Raw genomic sequence first — 23,761 nt, 5'->3', positions numbered from 1 at the left:
TACTCACGAACCTATGCAGAGTGAACTGCGACAACATCCGCGTTTGCGCATCCTCGCCCCATTTGTCTGTGTGTTTTCAAGGACTGGATTAGTCCGCTGGCTTTCTGCTGATCGCGAGGGCCTCGGTGTGGTTCTGGATGTATCCCTAAAGGGTGCGAGAGTGATGAGCGCTGTCACCATGACACCGGGTGATCAGCTGGCTGTCAGTCTGCGGCTGCCCAATCAAATTTCGACCATGAATGCCGATGCGACTGTCCGATGGGGGAATGACCAAACCTTTGGGTTGGAATTCGCAATCCTATCCCGCACTGCGGAAACGCGACTCCGTAAATACCTTACGCAGACCTCTTCCACCCAGCTCACAGCATAGCCATACCGAAAGCGTATTGTCATCGGAGGATTGTGCTGCACAGGTGCACGCCATCCTCAGCCCGATGGGGAACGGCCTGTAAAGGATTTCCTGTGGGGGGGGGTTACTTGATCGCGACGGCTTTCACTTCCTTGTAGGTCGTGTGGCCCTGAAGCACCTTTAGGATGCCGTCCTGAACGAGAGTCGTCATGCCTTCTTCCAGCGCGACCTTCAGGATCTCTTCCGTCCGGGCCTTGGATTGGACCAGCTTCTTCATCCGATCGGTCCCCTCTAAGAGTTCATGCAACGCGACCCGGCCCTTGTACCCTGAACGGTTGCAGGTCTCGCAGCCCTTTCCGCGCGCCAAGCGGAACGAATTGTCTTGCTTGATACCAAGTTTGTCCCAGTATTCGGGACCGTAGCCCTGCCGCAGTTCTTCGTATTCTTCCTTGCTGCCGACGTATTGCTCCTTGCAGTCCTTGCAGACCCGTCGGGATAGACGCTGGGCGAGCACGCCGAGCATTGCATCGGCAAAACTGAAGGAGTCGCAGCCCATGTCGAGCAGCCGGGTTACCGTCTCCACCGCGCTGTTGGTGTGGAGAGTGCTCAAGACTAAGTGCCCAGTGAGTGAGGCTTCGATGCCGATGTCGGCTGTCTCTTTATCCCGCATCTCACCAACCATGATCACATCAGGATCAGCACGGAGGAAGGCGCGCATGGCTGCAGCGAACGTGAAACTGATCTTTGGCTGAACTTGGACCTGACGGAGCCCATATTGAGTGATTTCGACCGGATCTTCGGCAGTCCAGATCTTGATGTCAGGCGTGTTGATAGAACCGAGTACAGAATGGAGGGTGGTAGTTTTTCCTGATCCCGTCGGACCTACGCAGAGAATAATCCCGTACGGTTTCTCGGCAATCTGTCTGAGGATTTTCAAATTCCGATCGGAGAATCCCATCTTTTCCAATGGCAAAGGTTCACTGGCTGCCAGGATACGCATCACGACGTCTTCGTTATAGCCGGCGGTCGGAATCGTCGCGACGCGCAACTCGATTTCCCGGTCGCCGCCCAATTTGAATTTGATCTTGCCGTCTTGGGGTTTGCGCCGTTCCGCGATGTCGAGATTGGCCATGATCTTTAATCGCGAGACGATGGCGCGGCGGTAGCTCTGCGGAATCTTCATGTACTCGAAACAGTCGCCGTCCACCCGGAAGCGAACCAGCGTTTCCCGCTTGTCCCCATAGGGCTCGACGTGAATGTCTGACGCCCCCTGCCGATAAGCGTCGGCGATGATTTGGTTCCCCAGCCGCACGATTGCACTGTCGTTTTCATCAAGCCCGCCGCCTGCCGAAGCCTCTTCCATGGCCTCAGCTTGAGCTTCGCTGGTCAACTCGCCGAGGATGTCGGACACATTTTCATCCAATTTTCGTCCCCCGGCGTCACCCTGACCGGTGGCGGTATTGAGAAATTGGATGATATCGCGGCGAAGGCTGACGGCGAACCGGATGTTGAGACCAGGAAACGTTCGCTTGATGTCCGCCACCCGATCCAGATCGCCGGGGTCATCTGTCAGGATCTCGATTGCGGTGCGGTCCCGTTTGAGGGGCATCCAGTGGTTTTTCTTGAGGTAGTCGACGTTGAGATTCTTGAGCAGTTCGACATCGACGATGGTTCGATCACTGTATTCTATATAGGGACACTTGTGGAACTGAGCCAAGGATTTCCCGATGTCGACTTTCGGCACTTTGTACTTCTCGATCAGGATGGTTTCCAGGTCGGAGGAAATGCTTTTGCGTGCTTCGGCAACGGCATGGTCGAGTTCATTTTGCGTGATGCGGTTGTTCGTGACGAGCAGATCAAATTTCGTGGGGTTCTTTTTCGTGATCTTTTTCAGATTAAAGAAGGCAATGCCGAGCGCCTTGGCTATTTCTGCGACGGACTCTTCGTCCTTTCTGGTGAACCGCCCGCCGCTTTTCTTGTTAAGCAGCTGCAGGACCCCCATCAAGTATTTGTTGTCAGCAACGATCGGATATGTCAGGACCTGTTTGGTCCTGAATCCGGTTCGCTTGTCGTAGGAGGTGTCGTGAATAAGCGAGGGATGAATGCCCTGTAATTCTGCAACGTTGTAGGCATCGAGAATATTAACCGGACGGAGGTATTTGGCGCAAAATCCCGCGAGGCTTTGCTCGGTGATGGGAATACGAACTTCCTCGACGGTATCGATATGCGGGACCTTTGAGAAAATCTCTTTCTTTTCTGAGTCGAAGGCGAACAGAGTCAGATCTTCCGCATCGAACAGACTGAGAATATCTTTATGCAGGTCGAGCAGAATTTGGTCTAAATCGCTGGCGGCATGGATTTGGTTCGTGATGCGCTTAACGTGTTCTGCGAATTCGACCTTCTGCTGGAGCTCCTGCATGTTTTGAGGCATGGGCTTGGCGTGCATTCTATGAAATCCTCAGGGCCGCTGACTGCGAGGCGCTTCTCTGACTCCTTGGGGAGTACATTTCTGAATGGATTTCCCTGTTCGAGAAGGTTGATTGTCAGTCTAGCTGATACCGGGCGGAAGGCAAGCGAAAGGCGTTTTCAGGCTGACCCTGTCTGAGGTTTCTATCCTAAAAACCTACAAGGCCTGGTTGAGTGTTGGGACAACGGTCGACTTCAGATCAAGAAGGTGGCTGAGTATCTGGGCAGGCGGGTGCTTGACTTTGACGCTATCTTTCCGGGATTTAAGCTCGATCAAGCCATCGGCAAGACCCTTATCGCCGATGACAATCTGGAAGGGTGCGCCGAGAAGATCGGCATCATTGAATTTGACACCGGCTCGTTCGTCACGGTCGTCCCAGAGGACTTCAAACCCTGCCTCGGGCAACTCCTGATAGAGACGAGTGGCCGCTTCAATCGTCGTCGCCGACTGACTGAGGGTGAGGAGGTGCACATGGATCGGAGCAATGGGAAAGGGCCAAATGATTCCCTTGTCGTCATGATTTTGTTCGATCGCCGCGGCTGCCGTTCTCCCGACCCCGATGCCGTAACAGCCCATGACCGTCAGAGTCTCTTGCCCCTTGGGATCTAGGTAGGACGCCTGCATCGCTTGGCTGTACTTGGTCCCGAGCATGAATACGTGTCCGACCTCGATGCCTCTCGTCGCTTTGAGGGTACCGTCTTTCCGAGGTGACGGGTCGCCAGAGCGGGCATTCCGTAAATCAGCGAATTGTTCGGCTGAAAAATCGCGTCCCCAATTGGCGTTCAGGTAATGGGTGTCGTTCCGATTGCCGCCGACAACGAAATTGCGCAACGCCTTGACGGCATGATCGGCGATCACCCGCACGTCGCTTAAACCCACTGGTCCGGCAAAACCAACGGGCGCCCCAGTGACCTGCTCAATCGTCGTCGCGCTGGCAAGTTCCAGTTCGGACACGCCCAAGAGTCGCTTGATTTTAATCTCGTTTGCTTCGTGATCTCCTCGAATCAGCACCGCAACCGTTTCCTTTCCGGTCGAGTAGAGGAGTGTCTTCACCAGTTGTTGCGGAGTAATTTTCAGAAATGCCGTCACCTCTTCGACCGTGCGACATCCAGGCGTAGAGACGGATTGCAGCGGACGCAAGGGGCTGGTGTCCATTTCGACCGGCGGAAGGACCTCGGCCCGTTCCACGTTGGCTGCGTAGGTGCCGGTGTCGCTGTAGACAATGGTTTCTTCCCCTGTCTCGGCCAGCACCATGAACTCATGGGATGATGTCCCACCAATCAGGCCCGTGTCGGCTTCGACGGGACGGAACTTCAAGCCGCAGCGGGTAAAGATACGGCAGTACGCGTCGTACATTTTCTGATAACTGAGTCGGGCGCCCGCCTCGTCTCTGTCGAAGCTATAGGCGTCCTTCATGATGAATTCGCGTCCGCGCATCAGGCCGAACCGGGGGCGGATCTCATCCCGGAACTTCGTCTGAATTTGATAGAAATTCATGGGGAGTTGTCGGTAGGAGCGGACTTCGCGTCGAAAGAGGTCGGTGATAATCTCTTCGTGAGTCGGACCTAGACAAAAATCGCGTTCATGCCGGTCTTTGAACCGGATCAGTTCTTTCCCGTAAAAGTTCCACCGCCCGGTTTCTTTCCAGAGTTCAGCCGGTGAAGCCACCGGCATCAGCAATTCTTGCGCGCCCGCCCGATTCATCTCCTCCCGGATGATCTGCTCGACCTTCCGGATCACCCGAAGACCGAGCGGCAGATAGGTGTAGATGCCAGCTGCCACCTTACGAATGAGGCCGGCGCGGAGCATGAGCCGATGACTCACGGTTTCCGCTTCACCGGGATCTTCCCGGAGGGTGGGAATGAGGAGTTGAGAGGCTCGCATCAGACGTCAGCGGGAGAGCATACGTTCGAGATCGTTCCAGAAGGCGAAGATCATGATGCCGACCAAGAGGACCAAGCCTACCTGCTGGGCGAGTTCCCGTTGGCGATCGCCGAGCGGCTTCCGGAGTATGCCCTCGATCAAGAAAAACAACAGGTGCCCACCGTCCAGGATGGGAATGGGCAAGAGATTCAGGACTCCCAGGTTAATGCTCAGAATGGCGATGAGGAAAATCACACTGGATGGCCCTTGGGCTGCGGCTTCTCCGGAGATGTTCGCTATGGTCAGTGGACCGCCGATATTCTTGCTGGAGATATCGCCCACGATCATTTTGTAAATGCCGATGGCAGTCAGCTCGGTCCATCCCCAAGTCGCTTCGAGTCCGCTGTACAGGGACATCAACGGACTGCTTGAGCGTACGAGTGAACGGCCAGGTCCAGAAATCCCGATCTTTCCGATTTCGACCGTTTGACCGTTGACGGTGGTTTGTTCGCCGGCTGGAGTCACGGTCAGCGGTATTCGCTGGCCCTCGCGCAGAATTTCCATGTGAAGCGGGCGACGAGGACTCTCTTTCACGATTCCCGTCATCTGCGACCATGTATAGATGGGTTTCCCCTCGATCGACACGACCTGATCGCCGGCTTTGAGACCGGCTGCGGCCGCGGCGGAACCGTGCAAAACGGAGGTGACGAGAGGAGGTGTTTCTTCGATGCCGAGGTAGTACGTCCCGTCCTCGGCCGGTCCGGCAACGTGCCCAGGTGGAGAGGGGATCGGCGTGACGGTCAGAGGTATGGTTCGGCTATCCCGTTTCACCGTGAGGGGTAGCGGCTGCCCGTTGCTTTTGGCCACGGCATCGAGGAGTTCGGTCCTCGTGGAGATATCTTTGCCATTGACCTGAGTGACGCGATCTCCGATCTGCATGCCAGCATTGTCGGCAGGTGATCCTGGCACCATCACTTCGATATCGGGGCTCAAATCTCGAAAGGTGGGAACAAACAGCGGTGCGCCGGTCGCCAGCCAGCCGGCGAAGATCAAGTAGGCCAAGATGAAGTTGAATCCAGGCCCAGCGGCAACGATGAGGACCTTCCCCCACAATCCCTGGTGCGCGAAGGATCGCTTTCGATCCTCTGAGGTGATTGCTTCGCTTTCGTCTTCACCGAACAATTTGACATAGCCGCCGAGGGGAATAGCGGAGAGGAGGTATTCTGTTTCACCTACTTGGCGGCCGAGTAATTTTGGTCCAAAACCGAGTGAAAATTTCAGGACACGGACGCCGACCCACCGAGCGGCCAAAAAGTGTCCGAGTTCATGGAAAGCGACCAGAACCCCGAGGACTACAAGAAACCACCAGGCCTTCTGGAGGAATAACCACATCGCATCGGGAGACCATGTGAACGCAGACAACACGCTAGAGTTCCTCAATCAACGTTGAATTCAGAAGTCATGATGATTGCCACCAGACCTCGACGGTCGTACTATTTTGCAAGTGCGTGGATAAGGGCTTCAGCCTTCTCTCGTGCCCAGCGATCCGTTTCAAGGGCGTCATCCAGTGATTCGACCTCGTCAGGTTGGTGTGCCTCCATGGTCGAACGAATAACTTCCGCAATGTCGACGAACCGAATGCCGCCGTTCAGGAAGGCCTCGACTGCCACTTCGTTGGCAGCGTTCATCGTCGCAGGCATCGTTCCGCCCACACGCAAGGACTCGTAGCCCAGGCCCAAACACGGAAATCGATCGTGATCAGGCTTGCAGAAGGTCAATTTCCCGATCTCCGTTAGGTCCAGTGAGGGCAGATCCAACGGCATTCGTTCGGGATAACGCATCGCGTATGAAATCGGCGTTCGCATGTCCGGTAGCCCCAACTGCGCGATCATCGATCGATCTTGATATTCTACCAAAGAGTGAATGATGCTTTCCCGATGGATCAGGACGTCGATTCTTGATTCCGGAATGTCGAAGAGCCAGCGCGCTTCAACGACTTCGAGCCCTTTATTCATCAGCGTGGCAGAATCGACGGTGATCTTGGCGCCCATCTTCCAATTGGGATGTTGCAGTGCGCGCTCCGGCGTCACGTCCTGCAGTTCCTCTTTGGTAAGAGTCCAGAGTGCGCCGCCCGAAGCTGTCAGTATCAGCCGGCGGACGTCTTCCACCCGATGCCCCTCAAGAGATTGGAAAATCGCGCTGTGTTCGCTATCGACCGGATAAATGCGAATGCCGTGTTTCCGGGCTTCTTCCTGCATCAACTTGCCTGCCATGACCATCGGCTCTTTGTTGGCCAATGCAATATGCTTGTTGGCGCGAATGGCAGCCAAGGTGGGGACAAGCCCGGCCCCGCCGACGATGGCGGAGATGACCATTTCGGCCTCGGGAATCGAGGCGACCTGCGCGACACCGTCCGTTCCTGACAGAATCTTCACCGGAAGATCCGCGCACCGCCGCCTCAGGCGCGCAGCGGCTGATTCATTCGAAAGCGCCACCAAGCGAGGTTTGAATCGGCGAATCTGCTCTTCCAACTTTTCATCGTTGGTCCCGGCGCTGAGGCCCGCCACGCAAAATTCATCGGGGAACCGGTCGACGATGTCCAGTGTATTGGTGCCGATCGAGCCGGTGGAACCGAGAATGACGATGGTTTTCATGGACAGTCTCCCGGTGACGAACCGCTAGGATCCGTAGAGCGGGATCCCGCTGTACCGAACATAGTAGTAGAACGCAGGTGCCGTGAACAAGAGACTATCGATGCGATCCAGCATGCCGCCGTGTCCTGGAAGAAGTCCGCTGGAATCCTTCACGCCGGCGCTCCGTTTGAGAGCCGACTCAGCGAGATCGCCGATGAGGCCCGCGATTGTCAACATACTCCCCAATCCAACGCAACCTGCCATGCTGACGTCGTCAGACGGAATCCAGGACCTGCACACATAGACCGCAATGATAGCAAACGCCAAGCCACCCAGCAGTCCCTCGACAGTTTTCTTGGGACTGATCGCGGGAACCAGTGGATGACGTCCAAACGTTTTCCCCACGAAATAGGCACCTGTATCAGCGGCCCAAGTAGCGAAAAGAATGAAGAGAGCCAACGACTCTCCCTGCGGCAAAGAGCGAATCAGAATCATGTGACTGAGTGCGCCCCCGATGTAGACGACTCCAAACAGCGTGACCGCGCTATCGATCAAATGGTGTTGCAGGTTCTCATGAATAATCAGGGGCATGATCAAGACGGCAGCCGCTCCCAAGAACAGCATCTCCATGCCGGCACCGTGCCAATACACGCTCACGAATAAGTTGGCGAGGGTCAAGAGTCCGATTCCGATCAGCACGCCGTTCGTGCGTTCATGAAAGAACAGGCGATAAAATTCGTAGAGCGCGGTTGCTCCGATGACAAAAGCAAGGGCGATGAATGCGACAGAGGGCAAATAGCGGATCACCGCGTAAATGAGCGGTGCCAGCGCGATCGCTGTATACACGCGCCGCAGGTCAAACCGTGCGGTAACCGACGCGGAGTCGGTCTGATGATGGTCGGCGGCGCGGTACTCCGAAATGTGCGGTTCCACGATACGGGCTATGACGATAGCGCGCTGAGCACACGACCGAATCGTCGGTCACGTCGCTGGTATTCCAGCAACGCAAGCAGAAATTCTCGACGACGGAAGTCGGGCCACAGGGTTGGAGTGAAATACAACTCGGTATAGGCGAGTTGCCAGAGTAGAAAATTGCTGATGCGGGTTTCTCCACTCGTTCGAATCAGCAGATCGGGATCGGGAAGATCGTGTGTGTAGAGGTACAGTTGCAGCCGTGACTCATCAATGTCGCTTGGACTGAGCTTGCCTTCCTGCACGTCGCGGAGGAGTCGTTTCACCGCATCGGTGATCTCCGAGCGGCCGCCATAGCTGAGGGCGACGGTCAGATGGAGTCTGTCCAGATGCGCAGTTTCCTGCTCAGTAGTCCGGACCCACTGAACGGCAGACGGTGGAAGTGATTCGATGCGACCGATGGCACGAAACCGGACGCCTTGCTCGACGAGTTTGGATCGTTCGGTGGAGAGATAATGCTCCAACAGTCCCATCAGTGCACTGATCTCCTGAGAGGGGCGCTTCCAATTTTCCTGTGAGAAGGCGTAGATCGTCAGGGCCCGGATGCCGAGTTCGAGACAATGAGTAATGAGCTCACGGACGGACTGAATGCCCTCCCGGTGACCGGCAATGCGCGGCAGGCCGCGGAGTTCAGCCCAGCGCCCGTTCCCATCCATGATGACGGCGACATGTTTCGGGAAAAGGTCCGGTTCGAGTTTGGCAGCCAGTTCGTGTTCGGATAGCTCTTCGAGGCTTAAAGACTGTCTCCGTTCCATACAGAGTCTGACTCGGATCCTTTCTGTGAGTGTCGTGTAGGCAGGTGTACAAAGTCTACTGGTGAGGGTTCCGAAAGTCAAACGCTATCTTGGAATTTTCTCCTGAAAAAGCCTGACGTTGGAAGCGTTCACATTGCGCCTGCGGAATTGAATCGGCTATACTCCGCCCTCTTCTTGTATCGATCAAATCATGGATTAGAAAGGGTGTCCCGTCTCATGGGAGAACTGGTCCAGTTGACGACGTTCGGTTTAAGTGAAGGAGAAGTGCAAGCAGCCCTCGGACGGATCAAGGTTCGCGAGGTGGACTATGCGGATCTCTATTTCGAATCCTGTGTGTCCGAATCCGTCTCGATGGAAGAATCGCTGGTGAAGCGAGCGACCAAGAACATCGCGCAAGGGGTTGGTGTCAGGGCTACGGCAGGAGAAAAAACCGGGTTTGCCTATTCGGACGAGCTGACCAGGAAGGACTTGGAACTTGCCGCTGATACAGCCCGCTATATCGCACAGTCCCACACCGCCGGCCACTCTGTTCCCGTTCCTGTCTACCAGCGTCCGACCAGGAATCTCTATCCGGTTGAACATACGCAAATCGAGGTGGCAACGGCCGACCGTGTGGCCCTGCTCAACGCGATTGACATCGAAGCACGACGCTATGACTCGAGGATTAAGAATGTGATGGCGTCGTTCAATACGGAATACAAGCGTGTCGTCGTGGCGACATCGGATGGCACGATGGTCAGTGATGTCCAACCGTTGTCGAGACTCCAAGTCACCTGTATCGCCGAGGAGAATGGGAATCGTCAGGTCGGGACGTTTGGCGGAGGTGGTCGCGTTCCATTCGAGTTTTATCAGAACGAAGAACGGTTTTTGGCGTATGCGCGGGAGGCAGCGAGGCAGGCGATCCTCAATCTCTCTGCCGTGGCAGCTCCCGCGGGTGTCATGCCGGTGGTGTTGGGAGGCGGGTGGCCGGGGATCCTGTTGCACGAAGCCATCGGCCACGGACTGGAAGCCGACTTCAATCGGAAGAAGACCTCCGCGTTTTCGAACCTGATCGGCAAACGCGTCGCGTCGGATGTCTGTACGATCGTAGATGACGGCACATTGCCGAATCGCCGAGGCTCCTTGAATATGGATGATGAGGGGACGGCTACGAGCCGAACCGTCTTGATCGAGCGAGGAATTCTTCGTGGCTATATTACCGACAAATTGAACGCCCGGTTGTTGGGCATTCCGTTGACCGGTAATGGACGCCGCGAAAGCTATCAAAGCGTCGTACTCCCCCGTATGACGAACACCTTCATGCTGGCCGGAGAGTCTGATCCACAGGACATCATTCGCTCAGTCGAGCACGGGCTCTATGCCGTGTCGTTCGGCGGAGGTCAGGTGGACATCACCAACGGGAAATTTGTCTTTTCCGCGAGCGAAGCGTACCTGATCGAAGGCGGGAAGGTGACAAGGCCGGTGAAGGGCGCGACCCTGATCGGCAGCGGGCCGGAGATTCTGACCAAGGTTTCAATGGTCGGGTATGACCTGAAGCTCGATGAAGGGATCGGGACCTGTGGGAAGGAGGGACAATCCGTACCCGTCGGTGTCGGATTACCCACCATCCGTATCGATGAAATAACAGTGGGTGGCACGCAAGGATGATTCGCGTATGGATTCGATGAGCCATCAGCTGCAACGAGGAAATGGCTATTCGGAACTGGCCGCCGATGTGCTCCGTTACGCGAAACGGTCTGGTGCGACCGAGGCCGATATCATCATTGCCGAGGGAGAGACCTTTTCGGTACAGATCCGTCTGGGGACGGTCGATCGTTTGACGAAGGCTCGAGAAAAGCAACTGGGATTGCGGGTGTTCGTGGGGAAGCGATCCGCCTCGACGTCCACGTCGGACTTTTCGAAGGAATCGTTAGATCAATTGGTCACGCAGACCTGTACCTTGGCGAAGGCTGTGGTGGAAGACCCTTTGTCCGGTCTCCCTGGCGCGGAACAGATGGCGATTGAGAAACCGGACCTCAACCTTCATGACCCGACTAAGCTGGAAACCGACTATCAAATCGATTTGGCGCGACGAGCTGAATCCGCGGCCATGGCGGCGGATTCGCGTGTGACGAACTCGGAGGGAGCGGAGTTCGATTCTTCCTCGGGGCGGGTGATACTCGGTAATACACATGGCTTCATCGGTGAATTTCGGAGTTCGAGTTTTTCCCTTTCGGTTTCGCCGGTCGCCACAGACCAACAGACCGGCACGATGCAACGTGATTCCTGGTACGGCATTCAGCGAAAATTCAGCAAGCTTGAGAGTCCGGAATCGATCGGCGTAGAAGCGGCTCGGCGGACGGTCCGTCGATTGGGTGCCAGGAAAGTAGTCACGCAACGAGTGCCCGTCGTCTTCGATCAGGACACGGCTGCCAGTTTAATGGGGACGCTTTCGAGCGCGGTGTCGGGATATGCTCTGTATAAAGGAGCATCATTCCTCGTGAATCACCTCGGAAAGTCGATCGCACCAGAGTGGGTGACGGTGTATGACGATGGCCGGATGGTCGGCGGTCTCGGCTCAAAACCGTTCGATGGTGAAGGTCTTCCGACACGGAGAACCACTGTGGTTGACCGAGGTGTCCTCACGAGCTATCTCCTTGATACCTATTCGGCGAGGAAGCTCGGCTTGAGTTCGACGGGTAACGCATCGCGGAGTGTAGGCGAGAATCCGTCCGTCGGGCCCACCAACCTGTATCTTGTGCCGGGGACAAAGACCGCGCAGGAGATTATTGCGAGCGTCCGGCAGGGACTCTATGTGACGGAGTTGATCGGGTTTGGGATAAATATGGTGACAGGAGACTATTCTCGAGGAGCGTGTGGATTCTGGATCGAGAACGGAGAACTGGCCTATCCTGTCGAAGAAATAACGATTGCGAGTACGCTTCAGCGGATGTTCGCAGGGATCGAATTGGTGGGGAACGATCTCGTGTTTCGGGGGCGGATTGCCAGTCCGACCGTCAAGATCGCCGACATGACTGTGGCGGGGAATTGACAGCGCACAGGAGCCAATCGCATACGGGTTCATGCGAATGACCGGAGATTCGTCCCGGCTATCAACGGGCAGGGTATGAGTCGCCAGAGCTATGACGTGCTGGCAGCAGCGGTGCTTGCAAACGCTATGACTACAGCGGCCGCGCTGGCTTGTGAGGAGGGGAACATGCGTCTGACCTCGACGGCGTTCAACAATCAGAGTGCGATTCCGACGATGTATACCTGCGAGGGCAAGGATGTTTCACCACCGCTGGCTTGGTCAGACCTTCCAGCGGGTGCCAAGAGCCTGGCGTTGATTGTCGATGATCCGGATGCCCCGGACCCGGCCGCGCCGAAAATGACCTGGGTGCACTGGATTCTCTATAACCTCCCGGCCACGAATAATGGGCTACCGGAAGGTGTAAAGGCGTTGCCTACCGGAACGAAGGAAGGTGTGAATGACTGGAAGCGAACGGGCTACGGAGGACCGTGCCCGCCGATCGGCCGCCATCGCTACTTCCATAAGCTCTACGCCTTGGACACCGTGCTACCTGACCTGAAGCAGCCGACCAAGGAGAAGCTCGAAGAGGCGATGAAAGGCCACATTATCGGAGAGGCACAGTTGATGGGGACGTATCAGAATAGCAAGTGACATTCATGTGCATCAGGGTAAGAGGCGGGACTCAGCTTCGTACCTTTGACCTACAACCGAGGAAACATGGCGCTTGATCCCGAGCTTGGAAAACAAATGCTCCAACTGATTACGTCGCGGTACGACGATCGGCATTGGAGAAAGAAGATCGAAAAAACGTTGAGCCTGCCGCAATCCGGCGTAGGCGATCCCATTCAGCAGCAGATCTTCACGTACTTCAAAATCGCCCTCAAAGCCTACAAGTCCCGACGTGCCGATCCGAACTCCTGGATTGTCGGAGGATATGCCACCAGAGAAGTGATCGATCGCGCCAAATTTCAACCCAACCTTGTCGGCCCGTCTGTCACCAAAGACGATGTGGCGTTTCTCGGCAGCGATCCCGGCCAGGATGTTGATGAGGCTTGGTGGGACGACATGCTCGTCGCTTGGTTTGAAGTGCCGGAAGAGGAAGCATCCTCAGGTGGAGAGGGGGAGATTGATTCGAACCAGTCGAACAATCTCGAAGACGCCAAACCTTCCTTGTAATAAGGCTCTCGCAGCATGAGCGAACCGCTGACGGTGATGGCTCGTTACGATCCAAACAAATCCATTTGGGCCGGCACTGGTGATTCAACCTGCAGCGTGGGAGTGGCTGCGGGTGCGGTCTCGGTGGGATCGGCTGGTTTGGTGTGGCGATCCAAGAATTCCTTCAGCTTCTTAAAGTCCTCTTTCAATGGGTCCAATAATCCGCCTTGGTGCAGAGCCGCTGCCGGGTGGAGCAGCGGGAAGATCACAAAATCCTTCATGTAGAACGCCTGCGCTTTCACTTTCGTAATTCCCACTTTCCGTTCCAAAAGCGTTTGGGTGGCCCAGTTTCCCAAGGTACAGACCAGCTTGGGCCGGATCATCTGAATCTGCTGCATCAGAAACGGCTTGCAGGTATCCACTTCATCCATTTCCGGGTCGCGGTTATTTGGCGGCCGGCATTTGATGACGTTCGCGATATAAATTTCGTCCCGCGACAGCCCGGCCGACTGCAGGAGATCGTTCAGGAGCTTCCCCGCCGCACCGACAAACGGTTCTCCTTTTTGATCTTCATAGAAACCGGGGGCTTCGCCGACGAACATGATGGTCGCGTGAGGATTACCGACGCCGAATACAACTTGAGTCCGGCCGAGTTTGGCGAGTTTGCACCGCTGACAATCGTGAAGAGATTTGGCAAGTTCTTGGAGTGCCGTGGCGGTCATGATTGAATGGAGACAAAAAGAAGGTGGTCGGCATCTTAGGGGGCAGAAACGAGGTTGTCAATGTGTGAGGCGGGTAAAACTGGCACCATGTATGGCTGTACGAGACTGGGTTTTCTCAGCGGAATGTTTCTGGCGACCTTTCTGTTGATCTCCGCCGCAGCTTCTTCGGTGGAGCTGGTGGCATCGAGGGACACGCTGTTCTGTGAACGAGTTGTCGAACTGTTTCAGAAGAACATGGAAGAGAGGCGTCGCTTTAATTTACACAAAGAGCCGTTCAGTCCGATCACGTGGGAGCCGGTTTCGTTGGCGGGGCTCGGTCCAAAAACCCGCTATTGTTCGAGCCTCGACAAGGCGATTGTGGATTTGGATAACGATGGGCATCTGGATTTGGTCGTCAAGACGACCTTCTGTATGAAAGGCGCGCCGAGTGACAGCTTGTACGTCTTTCCCGCCGACAGTGCCGTGCTCGACCAAGCGACCTGGCAGGACTTGAGTCCATTGCTTGCCACGCCGGATAAGTTCGAACGGACCGGCGGAACCTATCCATTGTCATCTCTCCGCATTGAGAACGTTGCAGTTTCTCCTGCCTTGACCACACTCTTTGCGATCCAACCATTTATTCTCGACGACGTGACCTATGTCAGCTTAACTGATGCGCGACACGAGTGGATTGTGGTCGCGAAATATCTTCGCGGTGGACGGTTCGAGGATCAGTGCTATCTTCGTGTGCCTTCCAGCTGAGCGGTCAGAACGCCATCGATCCCAATTATGCAAGCGAACCGTGCACGATCTCCACACAACGATCGGCGCTCACAATGGCGCTCTCCATATTATTGTTGGGCGGCCAGCCGGTATCGGTCCAGGCGCCTGAAACGAGCAAGTTGGCAATCGGACTGCGTTGAAGAGGGCGGCGAAGTTGTGCGCCTGGTTCAAGAGACAAGCATCCTTCTTCATTTCTCCGATAATCAAAAGATTCTACGGTTTGTCCGGGAGCAAGCAGGGTTACCGATCGAAGAACCTCTTCCGCGCTCGCCTGCAAGATGTCTGAAGTGATGGAATCGACTCTCTCGTCACCTCCACCGGAGAATCGACAGACCGTGTGATTCGATCCATCCGACTGGGCGACCATCGAATAGAAGAAGCCTCGGCTCAAAAGTAGAATACGTGGCTTGGTGAACGATTGCCTGATAATAATTTGTGCGCTGATCGTCGCATGAGTCATCAATTCCGCAAATTGCTGAAAGTAGGCGTAGCGTGAGAGCCACCGTTCAGGTAGAAGTCCGGCGAGGCGGTGAGGGGGAAGCGCCGCAAGGTACCAGTCGCCTTGAAGAGTGGAACCGTTTTTGAGGAGCACTCCGGTCACGTGATCGCCGTCACTAAGTAGTTGGGCGGCTTCGGTATCGAGCAAGACCGCAACCCCGCTTGCCCTGAGCGTCTCGATCATCGGGCGGAGCAGTGACGCGTGGGGCGACGGAACGATCGTCCAACGACTCTCGCGGGCCGATCGAAGAAAGGTCTGTTCAATCGCCTGACGGAAGGTGTCGGCAGACTGGTGAGTCAGCTGGTTACCGGTCAACCACCGAGCCAGCGGGTTCCAAATAGTCTCGCGTGCACGTTCACCTTGCCCAAGCGTCGCGAGCCACGCATCAGCGGTCCGATGGGCGAGGTCAGAAGGCAGTTGACTGGCTCCCTCCCAGATCTGGTCCAGCCATGAAACCAGTCGCCAGCGTTCTGGCCATGTCAACCCGTTGAACCGAAAAAGACTCACGAGGACGTGCACAGGTTGAGGCAGAGGCGTGTATCGGTAAGCGGTCGTGGTGCCATCTGGCATCAAGAACTCCAGCGGAACCTGTGGGAGGTGGGCAGGACTGATGCGTGAACCGAGCGAATGCAGGAGGTTCCACGTTGCGTCATGGCTATTGGAGATTGTCAGCGGATAGGGCTCCCACTCCTTGTCCGACTGGATGGCATTGCCTCCAAGGGCGGAGCGTTGCTCAATGAGGGTAATGCGAAGACCGTTGGAGGCCAGACGGTAGGCGGCTGTCAAACCGGCAAGGCCACCGCCCAGGACAATGACCGATGAAGGGGTTGGACGAGTCACGAGAATCGAGAACGAAGCCACACTCCGGCTGCTACAGCCAGTCGATGGGTGGTCGGGAGACGAACTCGGGGGCCAAAAGGAGAGTACTCGGCCTGTTCAATACGTTGCAGCATCCTGAAATACACGGCGCGCATGATTTCTGCGACCGTCAGGGCCCGCCGGTCCTTGGCTGGTAAGGCTTCCAGTGCGGCGACAGCTTTGTCATAGTACTCATGTGCCCTCGCGGCCTCGAAACGGATGAGTTCTCGCAATTGAGGACTGTCCTGCCGACGTCGCAGCAGTTCGGCCGAACAGCCGAACTTTTCCAGATCTTCCTCAGGCAGATACACACGGCCTTGAGCAACATCGGTTCCAAGGTCTCGGAGAATATTCGTGAGCTGAAACGCCAAGCCAAGGTCGACGGCATAGTCTTGCGCCCGTGCCGAGGTGGTGCCGAACACATGCAGGCAGATCAGCCCCACGACGGACGCGACCCGATAACAATAGAGTGAAAGGTCGCGAAACGTCTTGTAACTCGTCATCGTCAGGTCCATCTCGACCCCTTTAATCAGCTCATCGAAATAGGCCTGCGGGATCGAGAGACGTCGAACGTGCTCGGCCAGACTGATCGTGACGGGAAGAGTGGGGGTACCGTGATAGGTCGCGTCAAGCTCCGTTCTCCATCGGCGCAATTCCTCCTTGGGGTTGCTGCCTGGGGGTGGTTCATCGACGGCGCTGTCGACCTCTTTGCAGAAAGCATAGACCGTATACATCGCTTGCCGACGAGTGCGAGGCAGGAAGAGGAACGAGTAGTAGAAATTGCTCCCGCTCTTCTTGGTAAAGGCCGTGCAATAGGCTTGAGCTTCTGCAGGAGTCATCGCGTCTTGGATTCTCTCATTGACGGGGCCATAGTCGCTCACGTAATTCGGACAAACGGACTTCGTCGAGACTGTGGGCGACGGCATGCGCTTCATGGAGATCCTGTACAGTATGGGTATTGGCGACAGCGAGCACTTTCATGCCGGCGGCCTTCCCTGCCCGGATCCCTGGGACCGAGTCCTCAATGACTAAACAGGCTTCGGGAGGAACTTCCTGATCAGGGTGCAATCGGTTGAGACCGTGCAGCGCATGGAGGAAGGGTTGGGGGTCCGGTTTGCCTCGAGTGACGTCTTGCGCGCTCGTGATGTGTGAGAACTGTTTTCGCAGCCCGCTCTGTTCAAGAATCAATTCGATCTCGTGGCGAAAAGCTCCCGAAGCAATCGCTAACGGATAGGAAGCTGCGGCCTCCTGCACCAATTCGCGGACGCCGGGGAAAATGATCAGGTCTTCCTTGATCGATTCGAGATAGGCGTGGGCTTTTCGTTCCATCAAACGAGTGATGGTTCCGGGATTGGCAGGCTGACCGTGTGCCTGCAGAGCGGCGATGAAACAGCCCCGGTCGTCATAGCCTAAATAGTTCGCATAATAGTCGGATTCGTTGAGAGTGATACCAATTTCGGCAAGCGTCCGGCGAAATCCCGCAAAGTGCAAGGGTTCGGTATCAGCAATGACACCGTCGAAGTCAAAGATCACCGCACCCAGTTGACCCATAGCCATCGAGAAGAAAATACAGCTGTAGAACCGGCGAATTATAACACAGAGCAGAATCGTCGCTGCTCTGCTGATTCCGAGAGAAGAAGAGAAAGAATTGGGATGTGAAGATCAGAATTTCAACCGAAGACGTTTCTCCGGCACCCACCCTTTGATGCCCTCATCGGTTCGAACCGAATAGACCCAACCGTTTCCTTGTAGCTCTCCGTCCAAGACCGTGAGCGTCACGCCCGGCTTCACGACGGCGCCGGGTTTCGCTCCCGAGGAATCCATGGTGAGCGTGATGCCTTCGGCCGGCGCCATCGGATCTGTCGTGACGGTGACTTTCTGTCCTTCGGCAAACATAGGAACGGCTGTGGCTACTGGCGGCACAGGTGGTGTTGGTACTGCCGCGGGTTGCGTCATCGCTGGAGCCGGCGGCGCAGGAACTGCAGCAGTCGGCGCTGGCTCTGGAGCCGTGGCTGGAGCCGGAACCGGAGCTGGAGCCAGGGTCGCAGGAGGTTGGGGCTTGGGACTCACCACACGTGGAGACGGACCTGCCACGGGGGCGCTTTCACCTAAGATGGGGTTCAGTACCTCCGTCAGCATCTCCGGTTCCATGGCAACATAGGCGATACCGCCAACAAGGATCAGCAGCAACACCCACATGATGGGTCGGCCTCCGCCGGACTTCTTGCCTGGTCTCTTTGGCGACATCGGCCGTGTGGCCGTGGTTTGTTCGAGTTCCTCTTCGGTGAACTCCAAGTCCGGTTCCGGCTGACGAGCAAACAGGAGGCTCCATTGAAAGGGAGTCCCTGGCATAGTCACGCAATCTGTGTAGGCCGCCATCGCATACCTCCCTGCTGGGCGCACGGGGCAAGGTCTTAGTTGCTGGTTAATCTGGAGAAGTACTTATCATTATCCTCCGATGGTGTCAATTTCGTTCGGGAATTTCTCCCATTGGTTTGAGTATTACACAGGTCAACAGGCTTGAATCTGAGTGCAAGAGAGGACCTGCTTTTCTCGGCTCCCTGAACGGAACACGGTCAACCCTTTGCATCCCAGTTGATAGGCCAAGCGAAAGGCTGCCGCAACATCTTTGCGCGTGGAGGTCGCCGGCAAGTTGATGGTTTTCGATACGCCGCTGTCACTGTATCGTTGAAACACGGCCTGCATACGGACATGTTGATCGGGAGCCACATCATGTGCAGTGACGAACAGTCGGCGAAGCTCCGCAGGAATCTGCGTGAGATGTTGGATGGATTCGTGAGCCGCCACGTCTCGTTCAAGTTTCGCAAGATCGAGGCCAAGAGCACGCGCGCGATGAACAAACATCGGATGTAAGCCGGTCAGGCGCACGTCCTCCATGACCGTGCGGACGACTCGCACCCCATAGAGCGGCTCAATGCCAGGCGAGCAATCGGCAATGATGCTAATGGTGCCGGTGGGAGCGATCGTCGTGACGGTGGCGTTGCGACGGTGCTGGCCCGTGGCGCTGAGTCGGCTGGCTCGATAGGCTGGAAAGGTCCCGCGCGCGGCCGCGAGATAGGTCGACGCCTTGTGTGCCCGGGCTTGCACAAACTTCATCAACGACTCCGCGACCGCCAGAGCTTCCGGGGTATCGTACCGAATGTTCAGGGCGATCAGAAGATCGGCGAATCCCATGATGCCGAGTCCGATTTTCCTTGTCCGCCTTGTTGCGGCAGCGATCTGGGGAAGAGGGTAGTGGTTTCGGTCGATGACATTGTCCAGGAAACGAACGGCGAGAGCAACCGCGTCGCCCAGCCGTTCATAATCCACTGCTGGATGGGTTTTCGAGGGAGAGATGAACTTGGCGACATTGATCGATCCGAGCGTACAGGACTCGTGGGCCAACAACGGCTGCTCGCCGCAAGGGTTGGTCGATTCGATCGTGCCGAGTTGGGGCGTCGGATTGGCGCGGTTGACCGTGTCGAGGAAAATCATGCCCGGCTCGCCGGTTGCCCAGGCCGCTTCGACGAGACGGTTAAAGACCATTCGAGCAGAGACGCTTCGAACCGTTGAGCCGTCATGGGGATTGATCAGGGCATATGTCCGGTTGCGCTCGACAGCCTGCATAAACGCATCGGTAATCCCAACGGACAAGTTGAAATTCGTCATCTCGCTCAAATTCTGTTTGACCCCGATGAACTCCAAAATATCCGGGTGGTCCACCCGCAGCACGCCCATATTGGCTCCGCGTCTCGTGCCGCCTTGCTTGATGACGTCTGTGGCCATGTTAAAGATCCGTATGAAGGAGACCGGGCCTGAAGCAACTCCGCTGGTTGAAGCGACGCGATCGTCTTTCGGGCGGAGGTGACTGAAGGAGAAGCCGGTCCCGCCGCCCGATTGATGAATCAAGGCCTGGAATTTGACGGCTTCAAAAATGGAGTCCAAAGAGTCTTCGACCGGAAGGACAAAGCACGCCGAGAGTTGTTGCAGCCGCCGCCCGGCGTTCATGAGAGTCGGCGAATTGGGAAGAAATTCGAGTCGGGCCATTAATTCGTAGAATTGCCTGGCTGCATCGGGCAGGCGGGTATCGGCCGGATACAGTCGTTCGGCCAACGCAACGTCCGACGCGGTTCGCCACAGCAACTGCGCCGGCGTTTCTATGATTTTCCCGCTCAGAGATTTGGCCAAGTAACGCCGACGGAGGACGGTTAACGCATTGGCGGAGAACCGGAGAGAAGGAGTCTTCGGCGGGCGGCCCTTGCCGGACGTGCCTGATCGAGGCATGGTGTGCATTATACCGTATAGCGGGAGCGGGGGAAGTGCTCAACGGTCGAGGGCCATGACCCATTGCTTGCTTCCCCAGGGTACATTCGGCAGAATGCTACTCCCACTGGTTGACAGAAATGAAATCCTACCGAGAAGAACTTTGGTTTGAGACAAAGACACGGCGCGCGTTCGTAAACATTACTCCTCAGGTTGAGGCTGCCGTCCAGAAAAGTGGCGTCCTGGAAGGACTCGTCCTCGTCAATGCCATGCACATTACGGCGAGTGTGTATATCAACGACGATGAGCCGGGACTGCTCCACGATTACGAGCGGTTTCTCGAAACCATCGCTCCGCAATCAGCGACCTACCGCCACAACGAGACCGGCGAGGATAATGCCGATGCTCACATCAAACGGCAATTGATGGGGCGGGAAGTTGTGGTGGCGATTACGAAGGGCCGGCTGGATTTTGGTCCATGGGAGCAAATCTTCTACGGAGAATTCGACGGACGCAGACGCAAGCGAGTGCTGATCAAGGTGATCGGTGAATGATGAGCCGTCGACACAGGAGGTTAATGGCCAGAAGTAAATGTATCTGGTGCTTGCTCCTCGGGCGAAAGTTTGGCAACATGGTGGCTGGACACAAACCGGTTCGTGGACTGAGTCGCCGGTTGCGTGGGAGTGCGACATGCTGAGCTGGTCACGCCCGGATCCCCTTACGCGAGATTTAATTCATCTGATCAATGCGCGCCGCCATGATCATGGCGATACCGGGGCGGCGATCGACACGCTCCAGGCGTTTATCGAACAGGGGCGTGAACATGATCTGCTGACGGTGCTTGCCGCACTCGATGAAGACATGGCGGAGTGGCTCTTTGATCTGCTGGCCGAGTCCGCGTGCACGGTGTTGTTGGAGGAGGAGGCTGACGAGAAACCGCTATATGCCGTCATGGCTGCGCTAGCTCTTCCGCTCCAAGCGAATCTCAGCCATCCGTTGAAACTCAAGATCGATCCCGTCGCCACAGCGAACTTGCTCCATCGCGCGCTTCGTCTGCCGGCCGGAACCGTCGTCCGGGTGGAATCACGATTGCTCACGGATGCGACGCTGGAGCCGTTGACGCTTCAATCGGTCAATGAACACGTGAACGCCGTGGCTGATTCCCAGCGGGCTCAGCCCATCGCCGCTCGACTCTATCCCCCCGTTGAAAATACGGCGTTCCTACTGTTTGAGCTGATCGGTGCGCCGGACGCCGGGTTGCCGGACTCGCTGGAGGATCGGCACCGTCGTGCGTTGTCGGAAGGCCTGGTCGAACAATGTCCGGAGCTAGCTTTTGCGCCGGATGCGATTGAAGCTCCAGTCTACGCCGCCTATGCATTATTTGATGCGCAAAATGCGGTCCGTCTTCATCGGCTGGCCGACGAAACTGCGGCTGTGTGGCGGGACTTGGATCCCTTGGTGCGCGCTCGCACGATCGTCCATCTTCACACTCAGTGCGGGAACGGTGTTTACATGCCGGTCTGGACGGATCTGTTCGACCCCGAGCTGCCCGAGGAACACGGTCCGGTGTGGACCTCGCCAGATGTGTGGGTATTTACGGCTGATTTGCCCATCGAATGGCCGGGAGAAATGCTGACCAACCGTTTGCTGGCTGAAGGCTGTACTCGATTCGAAAATCACATCGTCGAAACTCCTGAAAACTAACATTTTCGGTTCCGGCACCGACGTCGTCTCGTTCTACTCGACCTCGTTCCTCCCGCGCGCGCGAAAACCGGACATTTCATAGATTTTTCTACAGGCTTGGCCTATGCTGGGATGAATTCACGAGAGGAAGGACCATGACTCAGCAGGCGTCGTCCGGCAGAGTGTATTTATGGTTGGTTACGGCTCTCAGTCTTGGGCTCGTCTGGGGTACGATCGTCTCAAGCTTCCCTTCCCAGCAGGAACTTACTGCAAGTGATCCTCCTCGTACCGCGGCAGCGTCGGCGCCTCCGTCTGCAACCGTACCGACTCTCGATCTCACCATTCGGACGTCACCGCCTCTGCCTTCGCAGGACCAGTCGGCCGTCCAACCGGAGAGTGCACCGGTACCACGTTCCCATACGGACAGTTCCACAGAAATGGTCATGGATCCTCGATCTCAGCAAATTACGAAACTCAAGTGTGAGGCTGAAGTCGAACAGTTCTGTCCTGGTTCGTCAGATGGTCCCGCGCGTCGTCAATGCATTGAGCAGCACATGCAGCAACTCGCTCTTCCATGCCAGCAGCTGATACGAGAACGATTCGTCAAGTGGAGAGAAGAGCGGACGAGGATGATCACAGCCTGTCAGGAGGATGTAAGGCGATACTGCGCGTCGATCACACCGGGGTCAGGCAACGTTGTCCAGTGCCTCCAAGAACATGCGCAGGATATATCGGATCGGTGCTATCAGACTCTGCCTAAGGGCACGGTGTACTTCAAACACTAACAGAATATTAAAAAAGTCCTCCGTCTCACCTACGTTACCCGACAGCCACGAGGCGTCTTTCCCAGACTTGGTTCTCCCGTCGCTCAGGGAGTCGCAGTCCGGCACAAAATCCCGGCCTCATCGCTTCACTCGCGGTGGTCCAGCTGGAAGGCCTGTGTGAACATCCTGCGGGGTGTTCTGATGTTATACAGGGCGGTTTGCTCTGGGGTGTCTCCAAGCGATCGGACTGCTTTTCAACGACCGCTCGTCTCTAAACCGCTACCGAGGCTGGGTTTTGGAAGGAGGCGTGAGGAAAAACGAGAGGGTGACACCCGCCACCTCTATCTGGTCCCCGTTTTTGAGTTCCTGCTGCGTGACAACCTCCTTTCCATTCACCAGAATTTTCTTCGCATTCTGTGTCGGACTGATGGAGTATTGAATCCCTCGACGGGTCACGCGTGCAGCAGATTTGGGCGCGAACCATCCAGTCAGGCGAATCGTCGCATCCTCTTGAGATCCAATGAGTGCCACCTGTTTCGCCAGGGTGTATTCCATCTGATCGGTTTTGCCCGACGTCACCAAGAGGCGTGCGGCCGGAGCAGCCGGAGTCTGAAGTTGACTCCCCCCCACGAGAACCATCGTCTTGTCCATATCCATGGATGCGGCGACGGGGGTAGTTTCAGCCTCGCTGATATCTTGAAAGATCAGACGGTGTTGGCCGATCGAGATAATGTCTCCATCTCGCAGCTGATGCCGATCGATTCGCTTCTCATTGACGGACGTGCCATTCGTGCTCTTCAAGTCTTCAATAAAAAAGACCGACTGTACCTTACTGATTCGTGCGTGGTGACTCGAGATGCTCTGGTCGTCGATCGAAAGATCATTATCAGCCTTGCGTCCGATGGCAAAGCCCTCTGTCACGAGGTCAATCATCTTCGAAGCTTGGCCGTGCAATTTGACGAGCAGTTTCGCCTGTGCGGTGGCAGTGTGCGGCATCGGTGATCCC

22 protein-coding genes are annotated in these 23,761 nt (G+C 56.2%); 9 read left to right on the top strand and 13 right to left on the bottom strand.

The window, feature by feature from the left end; translation table 11 throughout:
* Nucleotides 1-13: 13 nt before the first annotated feature.
* A complete protein-coding gene (locus tag VEI50_01655) occupies nt 14-370 on the top strand; it encodes a PilZ domain-containing protein (protein ID HXX73818.1) in 357 nt (118 codons plus the stop codon).
* A gap of 103 nt (nt 371-473) precedes the next feature.
* Here the strand turns inward: VEI50_01655 and VEI50_01650 are convergent, their stop codons facing one another.
* From VEI50_01650 to VEI50_01625, 6 genes are all read right to left on the bottom strand, one after another.
* A complete protein-coding gene (locus tag VEI50_01650; protein HXX73817.1) occupies nt 474-2,780 on the bottom strand; it encodes a GspE/PulE family protein in 2,307 nt (768 codons plus the stop codon).
* 192 nt (nt 2,781-2,972) lie between these two features.
* A complete protein-coding gene (locus tag VEI50_01645; protein ID HXX73816.1) occupies nt 2,973-4,700 on the bottom strand; it encodes a proline--tRNA ligase in 1,728 nt (575 codons plus the stop codon).
* Nucleotides 4,701-4,706: 6 nt separating this feature from the next.
* The gene (gene rseP / locus VEI50_01640; protein ID HXX73815.1) at nt 4,707-6,104 is read right to left on the bottom strand and encodes an RIP metalloprotease RseP; all 1,398 of its coding nucleotides are present in this window, start codon (nt 6,102-6,104) and stop codon (nt 4,707-4,709) included.
* A gap of 68 nt (nt 6,105-6,172) precedes the next feature.
* Nucleotides 6,173-7,333, bottom strand: a complete 1,161-nt coding sequence (locus tag VEI50_01635) for a 1-deoxy-D-xylulose-5-phosphate reductoisomerase (GenBank protein HXX73814.1) — start codon at nt 7,331-7,333, stop codon at nt 6,173-6,175.
* 24 nt (nt 7,334-7,357) lie between these two features.
* Nucleotides 7,358-8,245, bottom strand: a complete 888-nt coding sequence (locus tag VEI50_01630) for a phosphatidate cytidylyltransferase (protein ID HXX73813.1) — start codon at nt 8,243-8,245, stop codon at nt 7,358-7,360.
* Between the two features lie 8 nt (nt 8,246-8,253).
* Complete coding sequence (locus VEI50_01625; protein ID HXX73812.1) at nt 8,254-9,039, bottom strand: isoprenyl transferase; 786 nt, start codon at nt 9,037-9,039, stop codon at nt 8,254-8,256.
* A gap of 216 nt (nt 9,040-9,255) precedes the next feature.
* Between VEI50_01625 and tldD the strand changes: the two genes are divergently transcribed.
* The 4 genes from tldD (at nt 9,256) to VEI50_01605 (ending at nt 13,225) form a co-directional block, all read left to right on the top strand.
* On the top strand, nt 9,256-10,686 hold the full coding sequence (gene tldD, locus VEI50_01620) for a metalloprotease TldD (GenBank protein HXX73811.1): 1,431 nt from the start codon (nt 9,256-9,258) through the stop codon (nt 10,684-10,686).
* Between the two features lie 7 nt (nt 10,687-10,693).
* Nucleotides 10,694-12,070, top strand: a complete 1,377-nt coding sequence (locus VEI50_01615) for a metallopeptidase TldD-related protein (GenBank protein HXX73810.1) — start codon at nt 10,694-10,696, stop codon at nt 12,068-12,070.
* Between the two features lie 165 nt (nt 12,071-12,235).
* Nucleotides 12,236-12,700 (top strand): YbhB/YbcL family Raf kinase inhibitor-like protein, encoded by a 465-nt coding sequence (locus VEI50_01610; GenBank protein HXX73809.1) that lies wholly within the window; start codon nt 12,236-12,238, stop codon nt 12,698-12,700.
* 66 nt (nt 12,701-12,766) lie between these two features.
* Complete coding sequence (locus VEI50_01605; protein ID HXX73808.1) at nt 12,767-13,225, top strand: hypothetical protein; 459 nt, start codon at nt 12,767-12,769, stop codon at nt 13,223-13,225.
* 44 nt (nt 13,226-13,269) lie between these two features.
* Here VEI50_01605 and VEI50_01600 read toward each other — a convergent pair whose 3' ends face one another.
* Complete coding sequence (locus tag VEI50_01600) at nt 13,270-13,926, bottom strand: uracil-DNA glycosylase (protein ID HXX73807.1); 657 nt, start codon at nt 13,924-13,926, stop codon at nt 13,270-13,272.
* Nucleotides 13,927-13,986: 60 nt separating this feature from the next.
* Here VEI50_01600 and VEI50_01595 point away from each other — a divergent pair, with 60 nt between their 5' ends.
* Nucleotides 13,987-14,667, top strand: a complete 681-nt coding sequence (locus tag VEI50_01595; protein ID HXX73806.1) for a hypothetical protein — start codon at nt 13,987-13,989, stop codon at nt 14,665-14,667.
* Nucleotides 14,668-14,692: 25 nt separating this feature from the next.
* Here the strand turns inward: VEI50_01595 and VEI50_01590 are convergent, their stop codons facing one another.
* The 5 genes from VEI50_01590 to VEI50_01570 all read right to left on the bottom strand — a co-directional run bounded on the left by VEI50_01590 (nt 14,693) and on the right by VEI50_01570 (nt 20,329).
* Nucleotides 14,693-16,048, bottom strand: a complete 1,356-nt coding sequence (locus VEI50_01590) for an FAD-dependent oxidoreductase (GenBank protein ID HXX73805.1) — start codon at nt 16,046-16,048, stop codon at nt 14,693-14,695.
* Entirely contained in the window at nt 16,024-16,884 is an 861-nt protein-coding gene (gene hpnD, locus VEI50_01585) for a presqualene diphosphate synthase HpnD (GenBank protein ID HXX73804.1), read from the bottom strand. The genes VEI50_01590 and hpnD overlap by 25 nt, the downstream gene beginning before the upstream one ends.
* 16 nt (nt 16,885-16,900) lie before the next feature.
* A complete protein-coding gene (locus VEI50_01580; protein HXX73803.1) occupies nt 16,901-17,602 on the bottom strand; it encodes an HAD family phosphatase in 702 nt (233 codons plus the stop codon).
* 105 nt (nt 17,603-17,707) lie between these two features.
* Nucleotides 17,708-18,424: an SH3 domain-containing protein gene (locus tag VEI50_01575; GenBank protein ID HXX73802.1), complete on the bottom strand. Its 717-nt coding sequence runs from the start codon at nt 18,422-18,424 to the stop codon at nt 17,708-17,710.
* Nucleotides 18,425-18,556: 132 nt separating this feature from the next.
* Nucleotides 18,557-20,329, bottom strand: a complete 1,773-nt coding sequence (locus VEI50_01570; GenBank protein ID HXX73801.1) for an adenosylcobalamin-dependent ribonucleoside-diphosphate reductase — start codon at nt 20,327-20,329, stop codon at nt 18,557-18,559.
* A gap of 119 nt (nt 20,330-20,448) precedes the next feature.
* Between VEI50_01570 and VEI50_01565 the strand changes: the two genes are divergently transcribed.
* The 3 genes from VEI50_01565 (at nt 20,449) to VEI50_01555 (ending at nt 22,776) form a co-directional block, all read left to right on the top strand.
* Nucleotides 20,449-20,862 carry a secondary thiamine-phosphate synthase enzyme YjbQ gene (locus tag VEI50_01565; protein ID HXX73800.1) on the top strand — a complete coding sequence of 138 codons (414 nt, stop codon included), beginning with the start codon at nt 20,449-20,451 and terminating at the stop codon, nt 20,860-20,862.
* A gap of 136 nt (nt 20,863-20,998) precedes the next feature.
* Nucleotides 20,999-22,012, top strand: coding sequence for a hypothetical protein (locus VEI50_01560; protein ID HXX73799.1), 1,014 nt, complete (start codon nt 20,999-21,001; stop codon nt 22,010-22,012).
* Between the two features lie 134 nt (nt 22,013-22,146).
* Nucleotides 22,147-22,776 carry a cysteine rich repeat-containing protein gene (locus VEI50_01555; GenBank protein ID HXX73798.1) on the top strand — a complete coding sequence of 210 codons (630 nt, stop codon included), beginning with the start codon at nt 22,147-22,149 and terminating at the stop codon, nt 22,774-22,776.
* A 258-nt stretch (nt 22,777-23,034) separates the two neighbouring features.
* Here the strand turns inward: VEI50_01555 and VEI50_01550 are convergent, their stop codons facing one another.
* The gene (locus VEI50_01550) at nt 23,035-23,751 is read right to left on the bottom strand and encodes an FHA domain-containing protein (GenBank protein HXX73797.1); all 717 of its coding nucleotides are present in this window, start codon (nt 23,749-23,751) and stop codon (nt 23,035-23,037) included.
* Nucleotides 23,752-23,761 lie beyond the last annotated feature (10 nt).

The sequence above is a fragment of the Nitrospiraceae bacterium genome (assembly GCA_035623075.1).
Classification (GTDB): domain Bacteria; phylum Nitrospirota; class Nitrospiria; order Nitrospirales; family Nitrospiraceae; genus DASPUC01.
This window is presented reverse-complemented; position numbering and strand designations above follow the sequence as displayed.

What these genes read in the sequence shown, in the direction of transcription:
- VEI50_01655 (HXX73818.1), top strand. Translation starts at nt 14, where the DNA reads ATGCAGAGTGAACTGCGACAACATCCGCGTTTGCGCATCCTCGCCCCA.
- VEI50_01650 (HXX73817.1), bottom strand. Translation starts at nt 2,780, where the DNA reads ATGCCTCAAAACATGCAGGAGCTCCAGCAGAAGGTCGAATTCGCAGAA.
- VEI50_01645 (HXX73816.1), bottom strand. Translation starts at nt 4,700, where the DNA reads ATGCGAGCCTCTCAACTCCTCATTCCCACCCTCCGGGAAGATCCCGGT.
- VEI50_01635 (HXX73814.1), bottom strand. Translation starts at nt 7,333, where the DNA reads ATGAAAACCATCGTCATTCTCGGTTCCACCGGCTCGATCGGCACCAAT.
- VEI50_01625 (HXX73812.1), bottom strand. Translation starts at nt 9,039, where the DNA reads ATGGAACGGAGACAGTCTTTAAGCCTCGAAGAGCTATCCGAACACGAA.
- tldD (HXX73811.1), top strand. Translation starts at nt 9,256, where the DNA reads ATGGGAGAACTGGTCCAGTTGACGACGTTCGGTTTAAGTGAAGGAGAA.
- VEI50_01615 (HXX73810.1), top strand. Translation starts at nt 10,694, where the DNA reads ATGGATTCGATGAGCCATCAGCTGCAACGAGGAAATGGCTATTCGGAA.
- VEI50_01610 (HXX73809.1), top strand. Translation starts at nt 12,236, where the DNA reads ATGCGTCTGACCTCGACGGCGTTCAACAATCAGAGTGCGATTCCGACG.
- VEI50_01605 (HXX73808.1), top strand. Translation starts at nt 12,767, where the DNA reads ATGGCGCTTGATCCCGAGCTTGGAAAACAAATGCTCCAACTGATTACG.
- VEI50_01600 (HXX73807.1), bottom strand. Translation starts at nt 13,926, where the DNA reads ATGACCGCCACGGCACTCCAAGAACTTGCCAAATCTCTTCACGATTGT.
- VEI50_01595 (HXX73806.1), top strand. Translation starts at nt 13,987, where the DNA reads ATGTGTGAGGCGGGTAAAACTGGCACCATGTATGGCTGTACGAGACTG.
- hpnD (HXX73804.1), bottom strand. Translation starts at nt 16,884, where the DNA reads ATGACTCCTGCAGAAGCTCAAGCCTATTGCACGGCCTTTACCAAGAAG.
- VEI50_01580 (HXX73803.1), bottom strand. Translation starts at nt 17,602, where the DNA reads ATGGCTATGGGTCAACTGGGTGCGGTGATCTTTGACTTCGACGGTGTC.
- VEI50_01575 (HXX73802.1), bottom strand. Translation starts at nt 18,424, where the DNA reads ATGGCGGCCTACACAGATTGCGTGACTATGCCAGGGACTCCCTTTCAA.
- VEI50_01570 (HXX73801.1), bottom strand. Translation starts at nt 20,329, where the DNA reads ATGCCTCGATCAGGCACGTCCGGCAAGGGCCGCCCGCCGAAGACTCCT.
- VEI50_01565 (HXX73800.1), top strand. Translation starts at nt 20,449, where the DNA reads ATGAAATCCTACCGAGAAGAACTTTGGTTTGAGACAAAGACACGGCGC.
- VEI50_01560 (HXX73799.1), top strand. Translation starts at nt 20,999, where the DNA reads ATGCTGAGCTGGTCACGCCCGGATCCCCTTACGCGAGATTTAATTCAT.
- VEI50_01555 (HXX73798.1), top strand. Translation starts at nt 22,147, where the DNA reads ATGACTCAGCAGGCGTCGTCCGGCAGAGTGTATTTATGGTTGGTTACG.
- VEI50_01550 (HXX73797.1), bottom strand. Translation starts at nt 23,751, where the DNA reads ATGCCGCACACTGCCACCGCACAGGCGAAACTGCTCGTCAAATTGCAC.